Source organism: Sinorhizobium sp. NFACC03, from assembly GCF_900103435.1.
In the GTDB taxonomy this organism is placed as follows: domain Bacteria; phylum Pseudomonadota; class Alphaproteobacteria; order Rhizobiales; family Rhizobiaceae; genus Ensifer.
The window spans coordinates 101,637-120,038 of record NZ_FMXF01000014.1 but is presented as its reverse complement, the minus strand read 5'-3'; the positions used below and the strand labels follow the sequence as shown (position 1 = coordinate 120,038).

General features: G+C 62.9%; 16 protein-coding genes. 8 read left to right on the top strand and 8 right to left on the bottom strand.

The genetic code is table 11. The features are described 5' to 3' along the window. Positions 1-12 precede the first annotated feature (12 nt). Together bglA and aac(6') are read left to right on the top strand one after the other, a co-directional pair. Positions 13-1,647: a beta-galactosidase BglA gene (gene bglA / locus BLU35_RS18655; protein ID WP_093234011.1), complete on the top strand. Its 1,635-nt coding sequence runs from the start codon at positions 13-15 to the stop codon at positions 1,645-1,647. Beyond that, a complete protein-coding gene (gene aac(6'), locus BLU35_RS18650) occupies positions 1,647-2,111 on the top strand; it encodes an aminoglycoside 6'-N-acetyltransferase (RefSeq protein ID WP_057253013.1) in 465 nt (154 codons plus the stop codon). Before bglA ends, aac(6') begins: the two co-directional genes overlap by 1 nt. A gap of 24 nt (positions 2,112-2,135) precedes the next feature. Here the strand turns inward: aac(6') and ade are convergent, their stop codons facing one another. Then, complete coding sequence (ade, locus tag BLU35_RS18645; protein ID WP_093234010.1) at positions 2,136-3,833, bottom strand: adenine deaminase; 1,698 nt, start codon at positions 3,831-3,833, stop codon at positions 2,136-2,138. 120 nt (positions 3,834-3,953) lie between these two features. Further along, entirely contained in the window at positions 3,954-5,279 is a 1,326-nt protein-coding gene (aptA, locus tag BLU35_RS18640; protein ID WP_093234009.1) for an omega-aminotransferase AptA, read from the bottom strand. Between the two features lie 272 nt (positions 5,280-5,551). Between aptA and BLU35_RS18635 the strand changes: the two genes are divergently transcribed. After that, on the top strand, positions 5,552-7,804 hold the full coding sequence (locus tag BLU35_RS18635) for a glycoside hydrolase family 9 protein (protein ID WP_093234008.1): 2,253 nt from the start codon (positions 5,552-5,554) through the stop codon (positions 7,802-7,804). Positions 7,805-7,966: 162 nt separating this feature from the next. Then, positions 7,967-9,055: a Gfo/Idh/MocA family protein gene (locus tag BLU35_RS18630; protein ID WP_286161556.1), complete on the top strand. Its 1,089-nt coding sequence runs from the start codon at positions 7,967-7,969 to the stop codon at positions 9,053-9,055. A 38-nt stretch (positions 9,056-9,093) separates the two neighbouring features. On the opposite strand, the gene BLU35_RS18625 is transcribed toward BLU35_RS18630, so the two are convergent. The 6 genes from BLU35_RS18625 to BLU35_RS18600 form a co-directional block, all read right to left on the bottom strand. Then, entirely contained in the window at positions 9,094-10,128 is a 1,035-nt protein-coding gene (locus BLU35_RS18625; protein ID WP_058326523.1) for a Gfo/Idh/MocA family protein, read from the bottom strand. A 185-nt stretch (positions 10,129-10,313) separates the two neighbouring features. Further along, positions 10,314-10,658, bottom strand: a complete 345-nt coding sequence (locus tag BLU35_RS18620; RefSeq protein ID WP_058321165.1) for an ArsR/SmtB family transcription factor — start codon at positions 10,656-10,658, stop codon at positions 10,314-10,316. Positions 10,659-10,777: 119 nt separating this feature from the next. Further along, positions 10,778-11,521, bottom strand: coding sequence for a HugZ family pyridoxamine 5'-phosphate oxidase (locus tag BLU35_RS18615; RefSeq protein WP_058321164.1), 744 nt, complete (start codon positions 11,519-11,521; stop codon positions 10,778-10,780). A gap of 193 nt (positions 11,522-11,714) precedes the next feature. Beyond that, positions 11,715-12,764, bottom strand: coding sequence for a choline ABC transporter ATP-binding protein (choV, locus tag BLU35_RS18610; RefSeq protein WP_057253027.1), 1,050 nt, complete (start codon positions 12,762-12,764; stop codon positions 11,715-11,717). Beyond that, positions 12,761-13,606, bottom strand: a complete 846-nt coding sequence (choW, locus tag BLU35_RS18605; RefSeq protein ID WP_057253029.1) for a choline ABC transporter permease subunit — start codon at positions 13,604-13,606, stop codon at positions 12,761-12,763. Before choW ends, choV begins: the two co-directional genes overlap by 4 nt. A gap of 82 nt (positions 13,607-13,688) precedes the next feature. Further along, entirely contained in the window at positions 13,689-14,645 is a 957-nt protein-coding gene (locus tag BLU35_RS18600; protein ID WP_057253031.1) for a choline ABC transporter substrate-binding protein, read from the bottom strand. A gap of 247 nt (positions 14,646-14,892) precedes the next feature. On the opposite strand from BLU35_RS18600, the gene BLU35_RS18595 reads away from it, so the two are divergent. The 4 genes from BLU35_RS18595 to BLU35_RS18580 all read left to right on the top strand — a co-directional run bounded on the left by BLU35_RS18595 (position 14,893) and on the right by BLU35_RS18580 (position 18,400). After that, positions 14,893-15,480 carry a thymidine kinase gene (locus BLU35_RS18595; RefSeq protein ID WP_058321163.1) on the top strand — a complete coding sequence of 196 codons (588 nt, stop codon included), beginning with the start codon at positions 14,893-14,895 and terminating at the stop codon, positions 15,478-15,480. Between the two features lie 77 nt (positions 15,481-15,557). Next, the gene (locus tag BLU35_RS18590; protein ID WP_057254321.1) at positions 15,558-15,944 is read left to right on the top strand and encodes a c-type cytochrome; all 387 of its coding nucleotides are present in this window, start codon (positions 15,558-15,560) and stop codon (positions 15,942-15,944) included. 166 nt (positions 15,945-16,110) lie between these two features. Beyond that, on the top strand, positions 16,111-17,193 hold the full coding sequence (locus tag BLU35_RS18585; RefSeq protein WP_093234006.1) for a coiled-coil domain-containing protein: 1,083 nt from the start codon (positions 16,111-16,113) through the stop codon (positions 17,191-17,193). A gap of 58 nt (positions 17,194-17,251) precedes the next feature. Next, on the top strand, positions 17,252-18,400 hold the full coding sequence (locus BLU35_RS18580) for a hypothetical protein (protein WP_093234005.1): 1,149 nt from the start codon (positions 17,252-17,254) through the stop codon (positions 18,398-18,400). Positions 18,401-18,402: the final 2 nt, after the last annotated feature.

Genomic DNA, 18,402 nt, shown 5'->3' with positions numbered 1-18,402 from the left:
AAGGGGCATTTCATGACGTCTCGGCAGGCATCGAATGACGATTGGTGGCGCGGCGCGGTGATCTACCAGGTCTATCCGCGCTCCTTTCAGGACACCGACGGCGACGGCATCGGCGATCTCAAGGGCGTTACCCGGCGGCTGCCGCATATCGCCTCGCTTGGCGTCGACGCGATCTGGCTGTCGCCGTTCTTCACTTCGCCACAGGCCGACATGGGCTATGACGTATCGGACTACTGCGACGTTGATCCGATGTTCGGCACGCTCTCGGATTTCGACGAGATGCTTGGTGAGGCCCACCGTCTCGGCCTCAAGGTGATCATCGACCAGGTGATTTCCCACACCTCCGATCGCCACCCCTGGTTCGCTGAGAGCCGCTCGAGCCGGACGAACGGGAAAGCCGACTGGTATGTCTGGGCCGATCCGAAGCCGGATGGCACTGCGCCCAACAACTGGCTGTCGATCTTCGGCGGCCTCGCCTGGGAGTGGGACGGGGTGCGCAAGCAGTACTACATGCACAATTTCCTCGGCTCGCAGCCGGACCTCAACTTCCACAATCCGGCGGTACAGGACGCGGTGCTCGATGCCGCCCGCTTCTGGCTCGATCGCGGCGTCGACGGGTTCCGCCTCGACACGGTGAACTTCTATTTTCACGACCGGTATCTGCGCGACAACCCGCCGCTCGTTCCCGATCCGGACGCCACCAGCAACGACGCTCCCGACGTCAACCCCTATGGCATGCAGGACCATCTCTACGACAAGAGCCAGCCGGAAAACATCGCTTTCCTGAGGCGGTTCCGGGCGCTGCTCGACCGCTACGAGGGCCGCATGACGGTCGGCGAGGTGGGCGACGGCGCCCGCTCGTTGAAGACCGTGGCTGCCTATACCGGCGGCGGCGACAAGCTCAACATGTGCTACACCTTCGACCTGCTCGGTCCGGACTTCACCGCGGCCCATATCCGCCGCTGCGTCGAGAATTTCCAGAAGGCCGTCACCGACGGCTGGGTCTGCTGGGCTTTCTCCAACCACGACGTGACGCGCCACGTCAGCCGCTTCGCTCGGAACGAAGCAGAGCGGGAGAGGGTGGCGCGGCTCGCCATCACGCTGCTTTCGAGCCTACGCGGGTCGATCTGTCTCTATCAGGGCGAGGAGCTGGGACTTCCGGAGGCGGAACTCGCTTTCGAGGACCTGCGCGACCCCTATGGCATCCGCTTCTGGCCCTCCTACAAGGGTCGCGATGGCTGCCGGACGCCGATGGTCTGGGAAGAGGCGGCGGCCAATGCCGGCTTTACCGGCGGCAAGCCCTGGCTGCCGGTTCCGGCTGAACACCGCCGCCTGGCCGTGGATGCCATGGCCGAAGGCGCGGATACGGTGCTTGGCCACTACCGCGCGACGCTCGCCTTCCGCAAATCGCGACCGGTTCTTTACGATGGCGCGATGCATTTCCTCGATAGCAACAGCGATCTCTTGGCCTTCGTTCGCGAAAAAGATGGCGAGCGCTTGCTCTTCGTCTTCAATCTCACCCGCGAACCGCAGGCGTTTCTGGTCCCCGCTGTCGTCGAGCCCCTGGATTTGCCCGGATATCCGGCGCGCCTCGGAGCGGGTAGCATCCAGATTGACGGATTATCGGCCTTCTGCGGGAAGCTCTGATGCGCGTATTGTTGATGGATGGCGAAACCATCGGCCGCTGGGTCGAGATGCGTCTGGCGCTCTGGCCGGATACGCCGGAAGCGGAGCACCGCGCGGAAGTCGAGTCCTCTCTTGCCGAGACCGATCGCTATGCGTCGTTCCTCTGCGAGGACGAGGCTGGTGTTGCCGCCGGTTTTGCCGAGGCGTCGATCCGCCGAGACTATGTCAACGGCTGCGAAACCTCGCCCGTGGCCTTTCTCGAAGGGATTTATGTGTTGCCCGGATATCGTCGTCGCGGCGTCGCGCGTGCGCTGATCACGGCGGTGGAACGCTGGGCAACATCGCAAGGATGCCAGGAACTCGCTTCCGACACGGCGACCGACAATCTCAGGAGCCAGAGCCTGCACATGGCGCTTGGCTTCGAGGAGACGGAGCGGGTCGTCTATTTCCGCAAGGAACTGTCGCCGGCCGTGGCAGACAACTGAGGATCCCGCGGGCAGGGATGGAACTCACCCGATCAGCATGAACTTGTCGACATCGACCAGTCCGCGGTCGGAGATTTTCAGGTGCGGGATGACCGGCAGCGGCAGGAAGGCGAGTTGCAGGAAGGGTTCCTCCAGCGTCGCGCCAAGGGCGAAAGCGGCGTGGCGCAGGTGATGCAGCGTATCGCGGACGGACTCGTAAGGTTCGAGGCTCATCAGACCCGCGACCGGAAGCGCGATCTCTCCGGTCACCTTGCCGTCCTCGACCACCACGAAGCCGCCCTTGATCTCGCCGAGCCGGTTGGCGGCGATCGCCATGTCCTCGTCATTGACGCCGACGACGCAGATGTTGTGGCTGTCATGACCGACGGTCGAGGCGATCGCGCCCTTCTTCAGCCCAAAACCCTGGACGAAACCGTTGGCGTGGTTGCCGTTGACGCCGTGGCGCTCGATCACCGCGACCTTGATGATATCGCGGCCGAGGTCGAGGCCGGTCTGGTTGCCGACGGCCGGCAGGCGGTAGCGGCGGTGTTCGGTGATGATCTTACCGGGGAGCACGCCGATGACCGACGTATCGCCATCCGAGACGGGGATGCCGAAGGCACTGGCATGGACATGGCCGGCTTTGACGCTGTCGAGGCCGACGGGGTCAACCGGGTTTCGGGTCGCAAACAGCGCATCGGTCACCCGGCGGCCGCCGGAAAACACCGTCTCGGCCTTGCAGTTCTTCAATGTGTCGATCACCACGAGGTCGGCGCGCCAACCGGGCGCGACCAGCCCGCGGTCGCGCAGCCCGAAAGCGCGGGCGGCCGAGATCGAGGCGGCGCGGTAGATCGCCAACGGCTCGACGCCGGCGGCGATCGCCGTGCGGATCATGTGGTCGAGATGGCCCTGTTCGGCGATATCAAGGGGATTGCGGTCGTCGGTGCAGAGCGCCAGATAGGGCGACAGGCGCTCGGTGATGATGGGCATGAGCGCATGCAGGTCCTTCGAGACCGAGCCTTCGCGCACCAGAATATGCATGCCCTTGCGGATCTTCTCCATCGCCTCCTCAGCCGAGGTGCATTCATGGTCGGTGCGGATGCCGGCGGCGAGGTAGCCGTTCAGGTCCTTGCCTGACAGCAGCGGCGCGTGGCCGTCGATATGCGCGCCCTGAAAGGCGTCGAGCTTGGCGAGGCAGACCGGGTCCTTGTGCACGACGCCGGGGAAATTCATGAACTCGGCGAGGCCGATGACTTTTGGATGGTGGCGGAAAGGCAGAAGCCTTTCGATTGGCAGATCGGCGCCCGACGTCTCCAGATGTGTCGCCGGCACGCAGGACGAGAGCTGGACGCGGATGTCCATGATCGTTTCGAGCGCCGAATCGAGGAAGAACTGGATGCCTTCGGTACCGAGCACGTTTGCGATCTCGTGCGGGTCGCAGACGACGGTCGTGATGCCGAGCGGCAGGACGCAGCGGTCGAATTCATGCGGTGTCACGAGCGAAGATTCGATGTGCAAATGCGTGTCGATGAAGCCGGGCACGACGATGCGGCCGGAAATGTCGATTTCCTCGCGTCCGTCGTAGTTGCCGAAGGTGCCGACGATGCGGTCACCTGATATCGCGATGTCGGAGGCGACGAGTTCGCCGGTCACGAGGTCGAAGAAGCGCCCACCCTTCAACACGATGTCTGCCGGTTCGCGCCCGACGCCCTGATCGATGTAACGTTCCAGCGCTTCGGACATGAGCCAACTCCAGTTTTCTTTGGCGCCCGGTGCGATCGCGCCCAGGTTCGATGTGGCAGATAACAGTAACCCTTCCCCCGTCGCCGGGGAAAGGGTCAAGATCGTTGGCGGTCAGCCTGCTCAGATGTTGCTGTTGAGAACGGCGCGCAGCTTGCCGAAGAGTTCGTCGATCTGCGCCTTGGTGATGATCAGCGGCGGCGACAGGGCGACGATGTCGCCGGTGGTGCGGATCAAGAGGCCGCTCTCATAGGCCTTGAGGAAAGCCGAGAAGGCGCGCTTGGTTGGTTCGCCGGCGATCGGCTGCAGTTCGATCGCGCCGATCAGGCCGAGATTGCGGATGTCGATGACATTCGGGCAGTCCTTCAGCGAGTGCAGGCCCTCTTCCCAGTAAGGGGCGAGTTCGGCGGCGCGGGTGAGCAGGCCTTCTTCCTTGTAGGTGTCGAGCGTGCCAAGCGCGGCGGCGCAGGCGATCGGGTTGCCGGAATAGGTGTAGCCGTGGAAGAACTCGATCATGTGCTCCGGGCCATTCATGAAGGCATCATGGATCTCGGAGGTGACGAAGACGGCGCCCATCGGGATGACGCCGTTGGTCAGGCCCTTCGCCGTGGTGATGATGTCGGGCTTGACGTCGAAATACTGCGCGGCAAACGGCGTGCCGAGGCGGCCGAACCCGGTGATGACTTCATCGAAGATCAACAGGATGCCGTGTTTGGTGCAGATGTCGCGGAGTTTCTGCAGGTAGCCCTTCGGCGGGATCAGCACGCCGGTGGAGCCGGCCACCGGTTCGACGATGACGGCGGCGATGGTCGAGGCGTCGTGCAGCGTGACGATGCGTTCGAGCTCGGTCGCGAGATCGCCGCCATGTTCCGGTTCGCCGCGGGTAAAGGCGTTCTGCGCCGGCAGGTGCGTGTGCGGCATGTGGTCGACGCCGGTCAGAAGCGTGCCGAACATCTTGCGGTTGGAGACGATGCCGCCGACCGAGATGCCGCCGAAGTTGACGCCGTGATAGCCGCGCTCGCGGCCGATCAGGCGGAAGCGCGAGCCGTCGCCCTTGGCGCGGTGGTAGGCGAGCGCGACCTTCAGCGCCGTATCGACCGATTCCGAACCGGAGTTGGTATAGAGAACATGGTTCATGCCTTCGGGCGCGATATCCACCAGGCGGTTTGCGAGCTCGAAGGCCTTGGGGTGGCCGAGCTGGAAGGCCGGCGCATAGTCGAGCTCGCCCGCCTGCTCGCGGATCGCCTCGGTGATCTTCGGGCGACAATGGCCGGCGTTGACGCACCACAGACCTGCCGTTCCGTCCAGAACCGTCCGACCGTCATGGGTCGTGTAGTGCATGTCCTTGGCGCCGACGAACAGGCGCGGTTCCTTCTTGAACTGCCGGTTGGCGGTGAACGGCATCCAGAAGGCGCGCAGATCATTCGGGGTGTTGAGACGGTTCGACATTGCAGTTCTCCTCGGTCAGTTCTTCGTCAGGCGCTCGCCGCCCGCAATTTTTACCCTTTGGTCAAACTATCAGCGCGCCGGGACGCGTCAAGCCTCGGAAGCCCCGCACAGAGAGCCTGTGGGGTGGCGATTTTTTGTCTTCTGGCTGGAAATTTTCTCTAGCTTAACTTGTTTGCGGCAACGCTGCGTTGCCATGCCTTGCCGGGCCCATGGCCGCCCGTGAATGGGGATGCGCCCCCCGCGGCCCGGCCTGACCAATCGGGAGCTGGGACGTGTCGAGGTTCGGGATAGTACACGCGGCAATTGCGGCGCTCTTCCTGCCAGCTCCGGCAGTCGCTGCCGGACTGATCGCCGACGGTCGCTTTGAAAAGGGGCAGGACACGTTCTGGGCGAGCGACGGGTTGACCCTCCAGCGGGAGGGTGGGCTGCTCTGCGTGGAGGTCCAGGGCGGTGGAGAAGTCTGGAGCCAGATCGTCGGCGTCAATGGATTGACGCTGGTGCCCGGGCGCATCTATCGCCTGTCGCTGAGGATTGCCGCCAAGCCGGCGCGGGCGATCGCTGTCAGGGTGCAGCGGGCCGCAGATCCCTGGACCGTCGTTGCCGAGTTTACGACGGTGGGGTCGCCGGGCGGCAGCCCGTTCTCCGTGGAGTTCGAAGCAACCGAACCGGATGAGGCCCAACTGGTGCTGCTGCTCGGGGGTGCGGAGGCCGGTCGCATCTGTCTTGACGATGTATCGCTGGTCGCGACCGGTGCGGTGTCGCAGGCGGCGAAGCGGGCCACCGAGGGGCCCGTCATTCGAGCAAACCAGCTCGGCTACTTCACCGACGGTCCGAAGCGCGCGACCTTCATTGCCGATGTGAAGCGCCCCATCGATTTCCAGCTGCTCGACGCCAAGGACAAGGTCGTCGGCAAGGGCAAGACGCAACCAAGCGGTTTCGATCCGACGGCGGGCGTCGAAACGCAGGTCGCGGATTTCTCACCCTTCGCGACGGCCGGCGATGGCTATCGTCTTGTGTCCGGCGATTGGGCGAGTGACCGCTTCTCGATCGGCGACAATCTCTATGACCGTCTGCGCGTCGATGCGCTTTCCTGGTTCTATCCCCAGCGTAGCGGCATCGAGATCGAGGCAGCGATCGCCGGCAAGGCCTACGCCCGGTCCGCAGGCCATGTCGGCGTGGCGCCGAACCAGGGCGATACGGCAGTCCCATGCCTCGACAGCAAGCAGGCCGTGGCGCTTTACGGTGGCTGGTCCTGTTCCTATCGACTGGACGTTTCCGGCGGCTGGTACGACGCAGGCGACCACGGCAAATACGCGGTGACCGGCGCCCTGTCCGCCGCGCAACTGCTTGCCGCCTACGAACGCGGGCGTGTCTACGCCGCGGGTTCGCCGGTGACGCGCGACGGTCTCTCTCGCATTCCCGAAAACGGCAACGGCATGCCCGACATTCTCGACGAGGCGCGGTGGGAGCTCGAGTTCCTGTTGCGCATGATGGTTCCGGATGGCGAGCCGCTCGCCGGCATGGTGCACCACAAGGTCCACGACACCACCTGGACCGCGCCGCCGATGCTGCCGAGCGACGATCCGCAGCCGCGGGCGCTTTACCGTCCGTCGACTGCCGCAACGCTCGATGTCGCAGCCGTCGCGGCTCAAGGCGCCCGGCTTTTCGCCGATCAGAATCCGACGTTCTCGGCACGTCTGCTCGCGGCTGCGCGCAAGGCCTGGATGGCCGCCAATGCCAATCCCGCACTCCTTGCGCCGAAGTCGGACGGACTTGGCGGTGGTGGCGACTACGACGACGACAGCATTTCGGACGAACTCTTCTGGGCGGCGACCGAGCTCTATCTGACGACCAGTGACGAGGCCTATCTCGACGTGCTGCGGGCGTCGCCGCTTTGGGCGGCGGATACGCTGTCTCCCGGCGGCGCCTTCGATTGGCGCAACGTCGCCGGCTTCGCGCGACTGCAACTGGCCCTTTATGGTACGGGCTTGCCGGACGACGAGCGTGAACTGATCCGAAACGCGGTGCTTGCGGCAGCGCGGCATTTTCTGTCGGTGCAGCAAACAGAGCCCTTCGGGCTCGTCTACCGACCCGAGGGCAGACGCTACGACTGGGGATCGAACCAGCTGATGCTGCAGAACATCATCGTGTTGTCGGCCGCTTTCGATCTCTCCGGCGAGAAGAGCTTTCTCGATGGTGCGCGCGAGGGCATGGATTACATTCTCGGCCGCAATGCCATGGCACTGTCCTACGTCACAGGCTATGGCACCCGCGCGCCCAAGAACCAGCACAGTCGCTGGTATGCGCACCAGCGGGACCCGCAACTGCCGAACCCGCCGGTTGGCTCTCTCGCCGGCGGTCCGAATTCCACCTTCGTCGATGACGTCGCACGGCAACACCTGAAGGGATGTGCGCCGCAGACGTGTTATGCCGACGACATCGAAGCCTATGGATCCAATGAAATCGCCATCAACTGGAATGCGCCGCTCGCCTATGTTGCCTCGTTCCTTGCCGATGCGCGCTAGAGTATTTCACTATTTCATTGAAACAGTGAAATACTCTAACTGTTTGAAATTACGCAATTCCGGACGGAAAACCGTTTCACACTTTTCCTGGAATTGCGCTAGGAGACTGAAAGCGTGACCGGAATAGCCTTTGTCGGAACCGGCTTCGTCGCCGACTATTACATGACGACGCTTGCCAATCATCCGCAGCTCCGGCTTGTCGGCGTCTGGGATCGCGACGCGGTGCGTCTCGACGCCTTTGCGCGCTACTGGAAGGTTTCGCCCTATGCCTCGCTGGATGCGGTGCTCGCCGATCCTACCGTCTCGATCGTCGTCAATCTGACGACGCCGGAAAGCCATTACGCGGTCAACCGCGCCGCTCTCACCGCCGGCAAGCACGTCTATTGCGAGAAGCCGCTGGCGATGACCGTGGAGGAGGCGAGCGAACTGGTCGCGCTTGCCCGCGAGCGTGCTCTGGTGCTTGCCGGCGCGCCGGCCAATGGCCTTAGCGATGCGCAGGCGCTCTGTGCGAGCCTGCTTGCGGCTGGGACCATCGGCACGCCACGTCTGGTCTATGCCGAGATGGAGGATGGGCCGGTCTTCAAGGCGAACTGGCGCGCTTGGCGCAGCCGCTCGGGCGCCCGCTGGCCGGGCGTGCACGAGTTCGAGGTTGGCTGCACGCTCGAGCACGCGGGCTACGCCGCAAGCTGGCTCGTCTCGCTCTTCGGGCCGGTCGCCGAGGTCAGCGCCATTTCGGCCCTGACCTTTCCGGACAAAGGCCCGGGAACCGAGACGCTGACGCTCGGCCCTGATTTCTCGGTGGGTTGCCTGAAGTTCCGCTCGGGCGTGACGGCGCGCGTCACCTGCGGCCTGGCGGCACCGCGCGACCGGTCGCTGACTGTTATCGGCGACAAGGGCACGATCGTGGTGCGGGATCTCTGGGACAATCGCTCGCCCGTTCATGTCGAAGCGGTCGGCGCCAAGCGCTCGTTGATGCATCGCGGTCTCGACTGGCTGGAATGGAAGATGGGGCGCAAGCTGCCCATCCGGCTCTACCCCGGTATGAGGGTGCGCTACCCCAAGAAATCGTCAGCGCCGGCGCTTCCGGCCTTTCCGTCGCAGATCGATTTCGTGCGGGGGATCGCAGTCCAGGCGGATGCGATTGCGCAGGGCGAAACGCCATTCTTCTCCGGTGCGACGGCGCGGCATCTGACCGAGGTCGTGCTCGCGCTCAACAGCGGCTGGCGGGACTATCGTCCGCTCGATCTCTAGGCGTTTTCCGAAGGCGCTGCCCGCGTAAGGGCAGGCGTTCAGGCCACGGGTGCCTTGGCGCGGATCGTCTCGATAATTTCCAGAGCTTCGATACTGCGTGAAAGCGGCATCAGCGCATGCTCGCGCCGGCCGTCCAGGATGGCCGCGCTGGCGGCCTCGATCTCGAATTGCAGGCCGTTGCCGGGAAACGCATGGTCGAAGCGTTTGAGACCGGGCAGGGGGATCCGCCGCGCAGCCCTGAAGAACGCTTCCCCCGTCGATGTCAGCAGGTTGCGTGCCGGGGCGCTGGTGGCGACGAACAGGCGGCTTGCCTTCAGGAACGGCGCGTCGATGACGAGCGTACCGCGATCGCCGTCGATGACGAAGCGATTGTGGCCGTTTCGATCGAAACCGCACCTCAGGTCAGCATCAAAGCCGTCATAGGCCAGCCTGGCGTCTGCCGAGACATCGACGCCGGTGGGGGCGCTTCTCCAAGTGCCGCCAATGGACTTCGGCTGGCCGAAGAGGTTCAGGCAAAGTGCGATCGGATAGATGCCGAGATCGAGCAGGGAACCGCCGCCCAGGGCCGGATCGAAGAAGCGGCTGTTCGCGTCGAACGGTTTCTCATAGGCAAGTTCCGCCCGGACATGGCGGATGGTTCCGAGTCTCCCTGCACGCAGGAGTGCGCGAACCTCGGCGATTGCCGGCAGGAAGCAGGTCCACAGCGCTTCCATCGCGAAGGTGCCGCTGATGGCGGCTGCGTCTTCAAGGGCGCGCGCGTCGGCGACCGATGTCGTCAGCGGCTTCTCGACCAGCACCGCCTTGCCGGCCGCGAGGAAGAGGGCGGCATGGTCGCGATGGAGCGCATTGGGCGAGGCGATGTAGACCGCGTCGATGTCGGGGGCGGCGGCGAGCGCGCCGATATCGTGAGAGCTGCGGATTCCGCCGAAGCGTGTGGCGAAAGCCGCGGCGTTCGAAGCGCTGCGGGATGAGACCGCGACAAGCGTCGCATTACCCGCGAAGCGGAAATCCGATGCAAAACTGTTTGCGATTGTGCCGGTTCCGGCAATACCCCAACGGACCTTGTCACGCATTCCCTTGTGTCCGTTGCTCCGGCCGACCCTGCTGCGGCGCATGGTGCCGCCGAAGTCTCAAGGCCCGGTAAACGGCCGAGGCGCGGCTGACGCCTTTGCTTGTTGCCGATGCCCCGGAAAAGAATAAGCCCCGCGCGATTTCTCGTGTGGGGCTGTTCGAACGGGTCCGCAGAGCGAACCGAATATCAGGCCGACTTGCGGACCGGAGTCTTTTCTGCGGTGACGATCTGTTCGTCGCCGTAGATTTGGTTGAGCGTGCCTAGAATCCGCATGACTGCGTCGGATGAGCTCGAATAATAGATCGTCTGCGCATCGCGGCGGGTGCTGACGAGATTCTGGGCACGGAGCTTCGAAAGATGCTGGGAGAGAGCCGACTGGCTCAGCCCAACCTTGTTGGCCAATGCGCCGACTGCCATCTCTTCCTTGACGAGGGAATCGAGGATGAGAAGGCGCTTAGGGTTTGCCATGGCCGAGAGGAAACCGGCTGCTACCTCGGCTTCATCGTGTTTTTCAGGCGAAAGTGGCTGCATTGCGTGCTCCATGCGAAAAGTACATCACACGTAGTTATGGTTGACGAAGCACGATAATTAGTCGTGATGCATAAAAGGGCAACCACCCACTGCAAGAAATGGGGGTAGCTATCCCGCGATTAACCGTAAAGTTCACGCAAAATTGCCCGTAAATTGGAACTGTCTTCGATAGGTGCCGGGAATTCAAGGCGTTTCAGCCGATCGCCATCTGCAAGATCGAGGCCGGCGGCGTCGATCCCGACGATCTTCCAATTGCCTTCCGGCGCATTGCAAAGCTTGACCGCATAGTGCTGCACGGCGTCCGAATGATCCGCGTTCATGTGCTCGATTGCGCTGGCTTCCGTGGCGGCGAGCGAAGCGATGGCGGGCGTGTCGATCAGCAGATCTTCCGCGGTCAAGACATAGGCGCGACCGAAACCGCCGTTGAGGCTGGCGCGCAAGGGCTTCAGCCGGAAGAAGCCGAAATCGGGGAAATCGACGTAGAGTTTCGACTTGGGGTGACGGCGAACGAATCGCTCGCGGATGCGCACATGGGTTTCACTGTCGCGAGCGACCTGTTCGGCGGTGCATTGCACCGTGAGGCGGGGATGGGCGAGCGGATCGCCCTTGCCGGGCTCGCCGGTCAGCAACGAGGCCCTGATATCGGCGAGCAGCGCCTGGGTGTGGGTGGACAGCTTCGAGATCAGGATGACGGGTACGCCGTCGACATCCATGCCGACAAGAACGCGGCTGACGAAGGGAAAGCCGCCGCTCTCGGGTTCGATCGCCGCGAGCGAAGCGCTGCGCGCGCCGCGCAGAAGCGTGCGGGCGAGGGTGCGGGCCTCGTCATCGGTGTCGCGCAATACGCTCGGCTTGTCGCTCATGTCTTTGAACCTTTCCTGCCATGCCATCAATGCCTACAGCGCCGCGTCTTATCAGACGCGCAAAGGTCGCCGTAGCACTTTGAATGGCTGCATGTTTTTATCCTGAAATCGGCTACGTTTTAAGGAAACATGCTGTGACGAAAAAAGCCCGGAACGACGCTCCGGGCTTTTATTGGCTTGATGAGCGGCTTCGTCAACTTTTGTTGCGGTGCCGCGTCAATCCCTGAACGATGTCCTGGGCGTCGATGGTGCCGACGACGGAGCCGTTGTCGACGACCCCGATGCTGCCCGGCTGGCGGGACATGGCGTCGAGAATGTCGACGAGCGGTGTCGTCGGCTTGGCCGTGGCGGTAACGCCGGCAACGGTCGCGCCGCGCTGGACGCCGGTCTGCATCACGTCCTTCGCCATCAGCATGGTGATCGGGTTCATGTGCTGAACGAAATCCGCGACATACTGGTTGGCCGGATTCTTGACGATATCCTGCGGCGTGCCGCACTGGATGATGCGTCCGCCTTCCATGATGGCGATGCGGTTGCCGATGCGGAACGCCTCGTCGAGGTCGTGGCTGACGAAGATGATGGTCTTCTTCAGCCGCCGCTGGAACTCGAGCAGTTCGTCCTGCAGTCGGGTGCGGATCAGCGGGTCGAGGGCCGAGAACGGCTCGTCCATCAACAGGATCGGTGCGCCGGTGGCAAAGGCGCGGGCGAGGCCGACGCGCTGCTGCATGCCGCCCGAAAGCTCATTGACCTTGCGCCCCGCCCATTTCGTCAGGTTGACGAGGTCGAGCTGTTCGCCGACACGCGCCTTGCGCTCGGCGTCCGGCATGCCGGCAAGCTCGAGGCCGAAGCCGACATTGTCGGCAACTGTGCGCCAGGGTAGCAGAGCAAACTGCTGGAACACCATCGAGACCGTGTGCATGCGAAAGTCGCGCAGCGATTTCGCATTGGTCCGGTAGGGATTGAGCGGCCCGTTCGAGGTCTTCACCTCGACGTCGCCGCGCACCACCGGCGCAAGGCCGTTGACGGCGCGAAGCAGCGTCGACTTGCCGGAGCCCGAAAGCCCCATCAGCACAAGGATCTCGCCCTCGGTGATTTCGAGCGAGGCGCCTGCGACGCCGAGCACGAGGCCGGTTTCGGCACCGATCTCGTCGCGGGTCTTGCCCTGGTCGACCATCTGCAGCGCGATCTGCGGGTTGTTGCCGAAGATGATATCGACATTCTTGAATACGACGGCGGTGGTCATGCGCCTTCTCCTTCGTCGGACGAGCGGAAAAGGCGGTCGAGGATGATCGCCAGGATGACGATGCAGAGGCCGGCTTCGAAGCCCTTGGCGACATTCACCGAGTTCAGGGCTCGCAAGACCGGAACGCCAAGGCCGTTGGCGCCGACGAGGGCGGCGATAACCACCATCGACAGCGACAGCATGATCGTCTGGGTGAGGCCGGCCATGATCTGAGGCATGGCGAAGGGCAATTCCACCTTGCGCAGCACCTGGCCGGGCGTTGCGCCGAAGGCCTGGGCGGCCTCGACCAGCGACGGCGGCGTCGAGATGATGCCGAGGCGGGTCAGGCGGATCGGCGCAGGGATCGCGAAGATCACGGTGGCGATAAGGCCGGGAACCATGCCGAGACCGAAGAGGATCAGCGCAGGGATCAGGTAAACGAAGGTCGGGATCGTCTGCATCAGGTCGAGGATCGGCCGCATGATGGCATAGATCCAGGCGCGACGGGCAGCGGCAATGCCGAGCGGAACGCCGACGGCCATGCTGACGAAGCTGGCGGCGAGCACCAGAGCCAACGTTTCCGTCGTTTCCTTCCAGTAGCCCTGGTTGATGATCAGCAGCAGGCCAAGGCCGGTGAACAGCGTTACGCCGATCGAGCGACGGAACCACCAGGCAGCCGCCGTGATTACGGCAACGACGATCAGCGGGTGCGGGGTCTGGAGAATCCAGAGCAGCACGGCGACAACGCCGGAGAGGAAGCGAGCGAGCTGGTCGAAGAACAGCTCGAAATTCGTCGTCAGCCAGTCGACGAATGCCTTGGCCCAGCCGCCAATGGGGATGCGGTTATCGGTCAGATATTCCACGAAGGTAAATCCGTCTCGTCAGGTCAAAAGGAGCGCGTGACGCGGTGAAAAAAGGCGGGGTTTTTCCCCGCCTCGATGCCGATCAGAGGCCAAGAGCGGCCTTGACCGCGGCCAGGCCATCGCCGCCGTCCTTGGCGGTCACACCGGCAAGCCACGGATCGACGACCGTCGGATTGGCCTTCAGCCATTCCTCGGCAGCCTTGTCCGGCTCCTGCCCGTCGTTCAGGATCTTGCCCATGATCTCGTTTTCCATCTGGAGCGAGAACTTGAGGTTGGTGAGCAGCTTGCCGACGTTCGGGCACTCGGTGGTGTAGCCGGCGCGCACGTTGGTGAAGACTTCCGCGCCGCCAAAGTTGGCGCCGAAGATGTCGTCGCCGCCCGAAAGATAGGTCAGCTTGAAGTTGGCGTTCATCGGATGCGGTTCCCATCCGAGGAAGACGATCGGCGAGCCATCCTTTTCGGCGCGGGACACCTGCGCCAGCATGCCCTGTTCGGAGGATTCGACCACCTCGAAGCCCTTGAGGCCGAAGGTGTCCTTGTCGACCATGTCGATGATCAGGCGGTTGCCGTCATTGCCGGGCTCGATGCCGTAGATCTTGCCTTCAAGCGCGTCCTTCTTGGTGGCGATATCCTTGAAATCCTTGATGCCGAGCTCAGCGCCCTTGGCGTTGGTCGCCAGCGTGTACTTGGCGCCGACCAGGTTCGGCCCGAAGGATTCGACCGACTTGTCGTCGAGATAGGGGCGAACGTCGTTTTCCTGGGTCGGCATCCAGTTGCCGAGGAACACGTCGATGTCCTTGTTCTTGAGCGAGGTGTAGGTGACCGGAACCGAGAGAACCTTGATGTCGGTCTGGTAGCCGAGGCCCTTGAGGACGGTGGAAACGGTCGCGGTGGTTGCAGTGATGTCCGTCCAACCGACGTCGGAGAAACGGACGGTACCACAGCTTTCCGGCTCGGCAGCTGCAGCCTGTCCAGCGGCGAGGGCGACGACCGAAACGGCGCCCGCCAGCATCAGTTTGAGAGAGAGTCGTTTTTTCATCGTTGTCGTTCCCCTGCCTCTATTATTGTTTTAGCCAAACACCATTGGATAGCGAATTCAAGCGCTTTGATGTCGAAGGAAGTGTATTGCGTCAATATGCTGAGGGGGTGCACGATGCGACGCTGAATGTCGCATTGTCCACGAAATGGTCTAGTCCGGCGAAAAACTGTGGGTGCCGCAAACACGCTCTGGCCTTCCGGGACAAGGCTCGTCATTACCCGGGAGACGGAAACCGGACGCGGTGAAGATGGCCAAACTCTATTTCAGCTATGCGACGATGAACGCGGGCAAGAGCACGATGCTGTTGCAGGCCTCCTACAACTACCAGGAGCGCGGCATGCGTGTGGTGATGCTGATCGCTGCGCATGACGACCGGGCAGGGGTAGGCCGCATCTCCTCGCGCATCGGTCTTGCCTCCGACGCCATTCCGTTCCATGGCGATGACGACATCTATACGCTGATCGAAACGCTTCATTCCGATGGTGCCGGCGAGATCGCCTGCGTCTTCGTCGACGAGGCGCAGTTCCTCAACGAGGCGCAGGTCTGGCAACTCGCGCGCGTCGCCGACCGGATCGGCATTCCGGTCATGGCCTATGGCCTACGTACGGATTTTCAGGGCAAGTTGTTTCCGGGCTCGATGGCGCTGCTGGCGCTCGCCGACGAGTTGCGCGAGGTGCGCACCATCTGCCATTGCGGCCGCAAGGCGACGATGGTCGTGCGTCTCGATGGTACGGGCAAGGTGGTGCGCGAGGGTGCCCAGGTCGATGTCGGCGGCAACGAGAAATACGTCTCCTATTGCCGGCGCCATTGGGACGACCTGATGCGTTGCGAGTGAGTGCGACCGACTGGCCGCTTGCGGCCGCCTTGGTCGCGGTGCCATTCTCGTCGGGTCCTGTCAGCAAGAGGTTTTCGATGCGGCGCCTGCTTTCCAGTCTTTTCCTCTGTCTTGGTGTCGCAGCTCCGGCTGCCCACGCCGGCGGCGACGCGACGGCGGGTGCCGCGGTGTTCCGCAAGTGCGCGGCCTGTCACACCGCCAGCGAGCCGGTCAATCGCGTCGGCCCGAGCCTGATGGGCGTGGTCGGCCGGCCGGTGGCGTCGGTTGCCGACTACAACTATTCCGAGGCGATGAAGACCTTCGGCGCCGAGGGGCACGTTTGGGACGAGGCGACGCTGAGCGAATATCTCTTGAGCCCCAAGGCGATGGTCGGCGGCACCAAGATGACTTTTCCCGGTCTCAAGAAACCTCAGGACATTGCCGACGTGATCGCCTATCTCAAGGCGCCGCCGGCCGCCAAATAGGCAATGCCTTCGATATCTCAAGCACTTCGCTGCAACGCTTGATCGAAAAAAGCCGCTGCGGAAGGCTTGTTCTCTTTCCATAAACACCCTTTATATAACTGCAATCGAAGGCTGAATAATTCGGCTGGGCTGGCGGATCGCGCCACGATGGATCGAGGGGCAGGACATGGCGACTCTTCAGAATTTTGACGCGGAGATCGAGAAGACGAAAGGCGTCGTCGAACAGATGCGCGGCAAGCTCGAGCAATCCGGTGTCGTGCTGGAGCAATTCGCAAAGGCCGAGCTCGGCGACGTCAACTTCGACATCGAGAACGCCCGCATCCAGGATGTGATCAACCAGCAGAAGGTGATGGAAGCCAACATTGCCGACCTGATCATCGGCCTTGAAGATGCGACCAATGTCTTCGGCTCCGAATTCGAGAGCATGAAGAACTATACCGGCTACGAGAAGTTCATCGGCATCTTCTCCGAGCAGAAGATGCAGCGCATGCGCACCGACCGCGTGCGCAACATGTCGCTTGCCGGCAACCTGCAGGAGCTGCTGTCGAAGTCCGACATGATCGTCGGCATCCTCAAGGAGCAGAAGTCGGTCCTCGACCAGCGCTACAAGACCTCGGAGCAGAGCCTGATCCAGGTGATCGAGCGCCGCAAGGGTACGATGGCGAACCTCGAAGAGGTGCAGAAGCGCATCGAGGAACTGAACCCCCTGCTGCTCGACATCGAAAACCGCATTGCCGCCTCCACGGAGCAGAAGGTCCGCACCGAGCTCGAAGGCGAACGCTCGGCGCTTGCCACCGAATACAACGAGAAGCAGGCCAAGGAACAGGAGCTGCTCGCCGAGAGCCAGACGCTCGAACGCTACACCGCGATGTTCCAGACCTTCGTCGATTCGCTCAACAACCAGATCGCCGCGCAGAACACGCTGATCAACAAGCTGACGATCGATACCGAACAGCGCATCGTGCTCTACAAGGCGCTGGAAGACTCCTTGAAGACGGCTGCCCAGCAGGATGTCGCCCACAAGATCAACACGCTCGGCAGCCAGGTCGACACCGCCGCCGAAGAGACGATGGCCGGCATCGGTGCCGCTGCGCAGCGCCATATCGGCGATCTCCTCGAAATGCATGAAAAGAACATGCTTTCGACGCAGGATATCCAGCGCCGCAAGAAGCTGGCGGACGACGCCTTTGCCCGTCGCTTCCAGGCTGTCATGGACAAGCACAACACTGCCAACTACGTGAAGCAGTGATCGGCAGGCGAATGATCGGAACCGAGTTTGCCGTCTGGCACGCGCCACGGGGATTTGCATGAAAGTCGCGGCTTCATCCGCTGTCGCACAATATTTCGCGTCGATCCACGCCGCACTCGCCGGGCTCGAGCTCTTTCTCGGCGACCGCAACTCGCCGCTCTATCGCAACACCGTCGTCGGCGAAGTGATCGTCCCCTATCTCGGCCGGTTGAAGGCGTCGATCGACTGCTGGGAGAACCGCATCGGCTTCGTCGATCAGTTCCGGATCTCGCGCGCCGAAAGCGGTTTTCCGGTGTTCCAGAACGTGCTGGAACTGGAGAACGATCGCCAGACGGCGGCAAAGCGCCTCGCCGACATTCCCACGGCCGATGCGCTGAGGGACGAGATGGTCGATTTCATCCTCCGTCAGAAGGCCTTTCCCGAGGCGTTGCAGACGCGCATGGCCGAGCGGCTCTATCTGGAGCAGATCGGCAAGGGTGAGATCTTCTCGCCCTTTATCTTGCCGGAGACCATCCGCGTCGCCGTCAATTCCAAGACGATGCGTCCCTATTACATCGTGAGCTGGGGCGCCTTCGACGGCGCCAATACCCTGCCGATGGTCTACATGGCGACGATCGAGGATTCCTCCGAGAAGATCGTCGAGATGCTGGTGACCGAGGACGGCAAGCTCAATCCGCAGGTCGAGGTCCCGTTGCCGGTTGGTGGTTTGCTCAATCCAGATCTCGCCAGCCGCTTCGACGATTTCGCCTCCAAGAACAGCAGCTATTCGCTGACCCCGGTGACGATCGCGACCAATCTCGACAAGGATTTTGACGAGCTCCATCCGAAGCAGCTGCGCCGCATCGTGCTCGGCCCGTTCTATTCTGCCGGGATCACCGAGAACAATGCGCGCATCAACGACATCCTCTCCAAGGTGCGAAAGACCGAGAATGCCTGGCTTCTGACCTGGACCGTGCAGGAGGTCTTCTCCAAGGCCGAAAGGCCCGCCAAACGCGGCTTCTGGTCATCGACGCCGGCGCAGGAGGAGTTCCACATCGATACCGCCAATCTGGAAGCGGCGCGCATGGGTGTCTCCTCCTACGAGAAGCACGCGCTGGTGCCGCACGACGCCTATCAGGCGCTCTATGCCGCCGGCGAGGCCGAACAGGTGTTCGGCGACTACAAGGTCCACGTCATTTCCGGCAACCAGGTCGTGAGCGAGGTTTGACG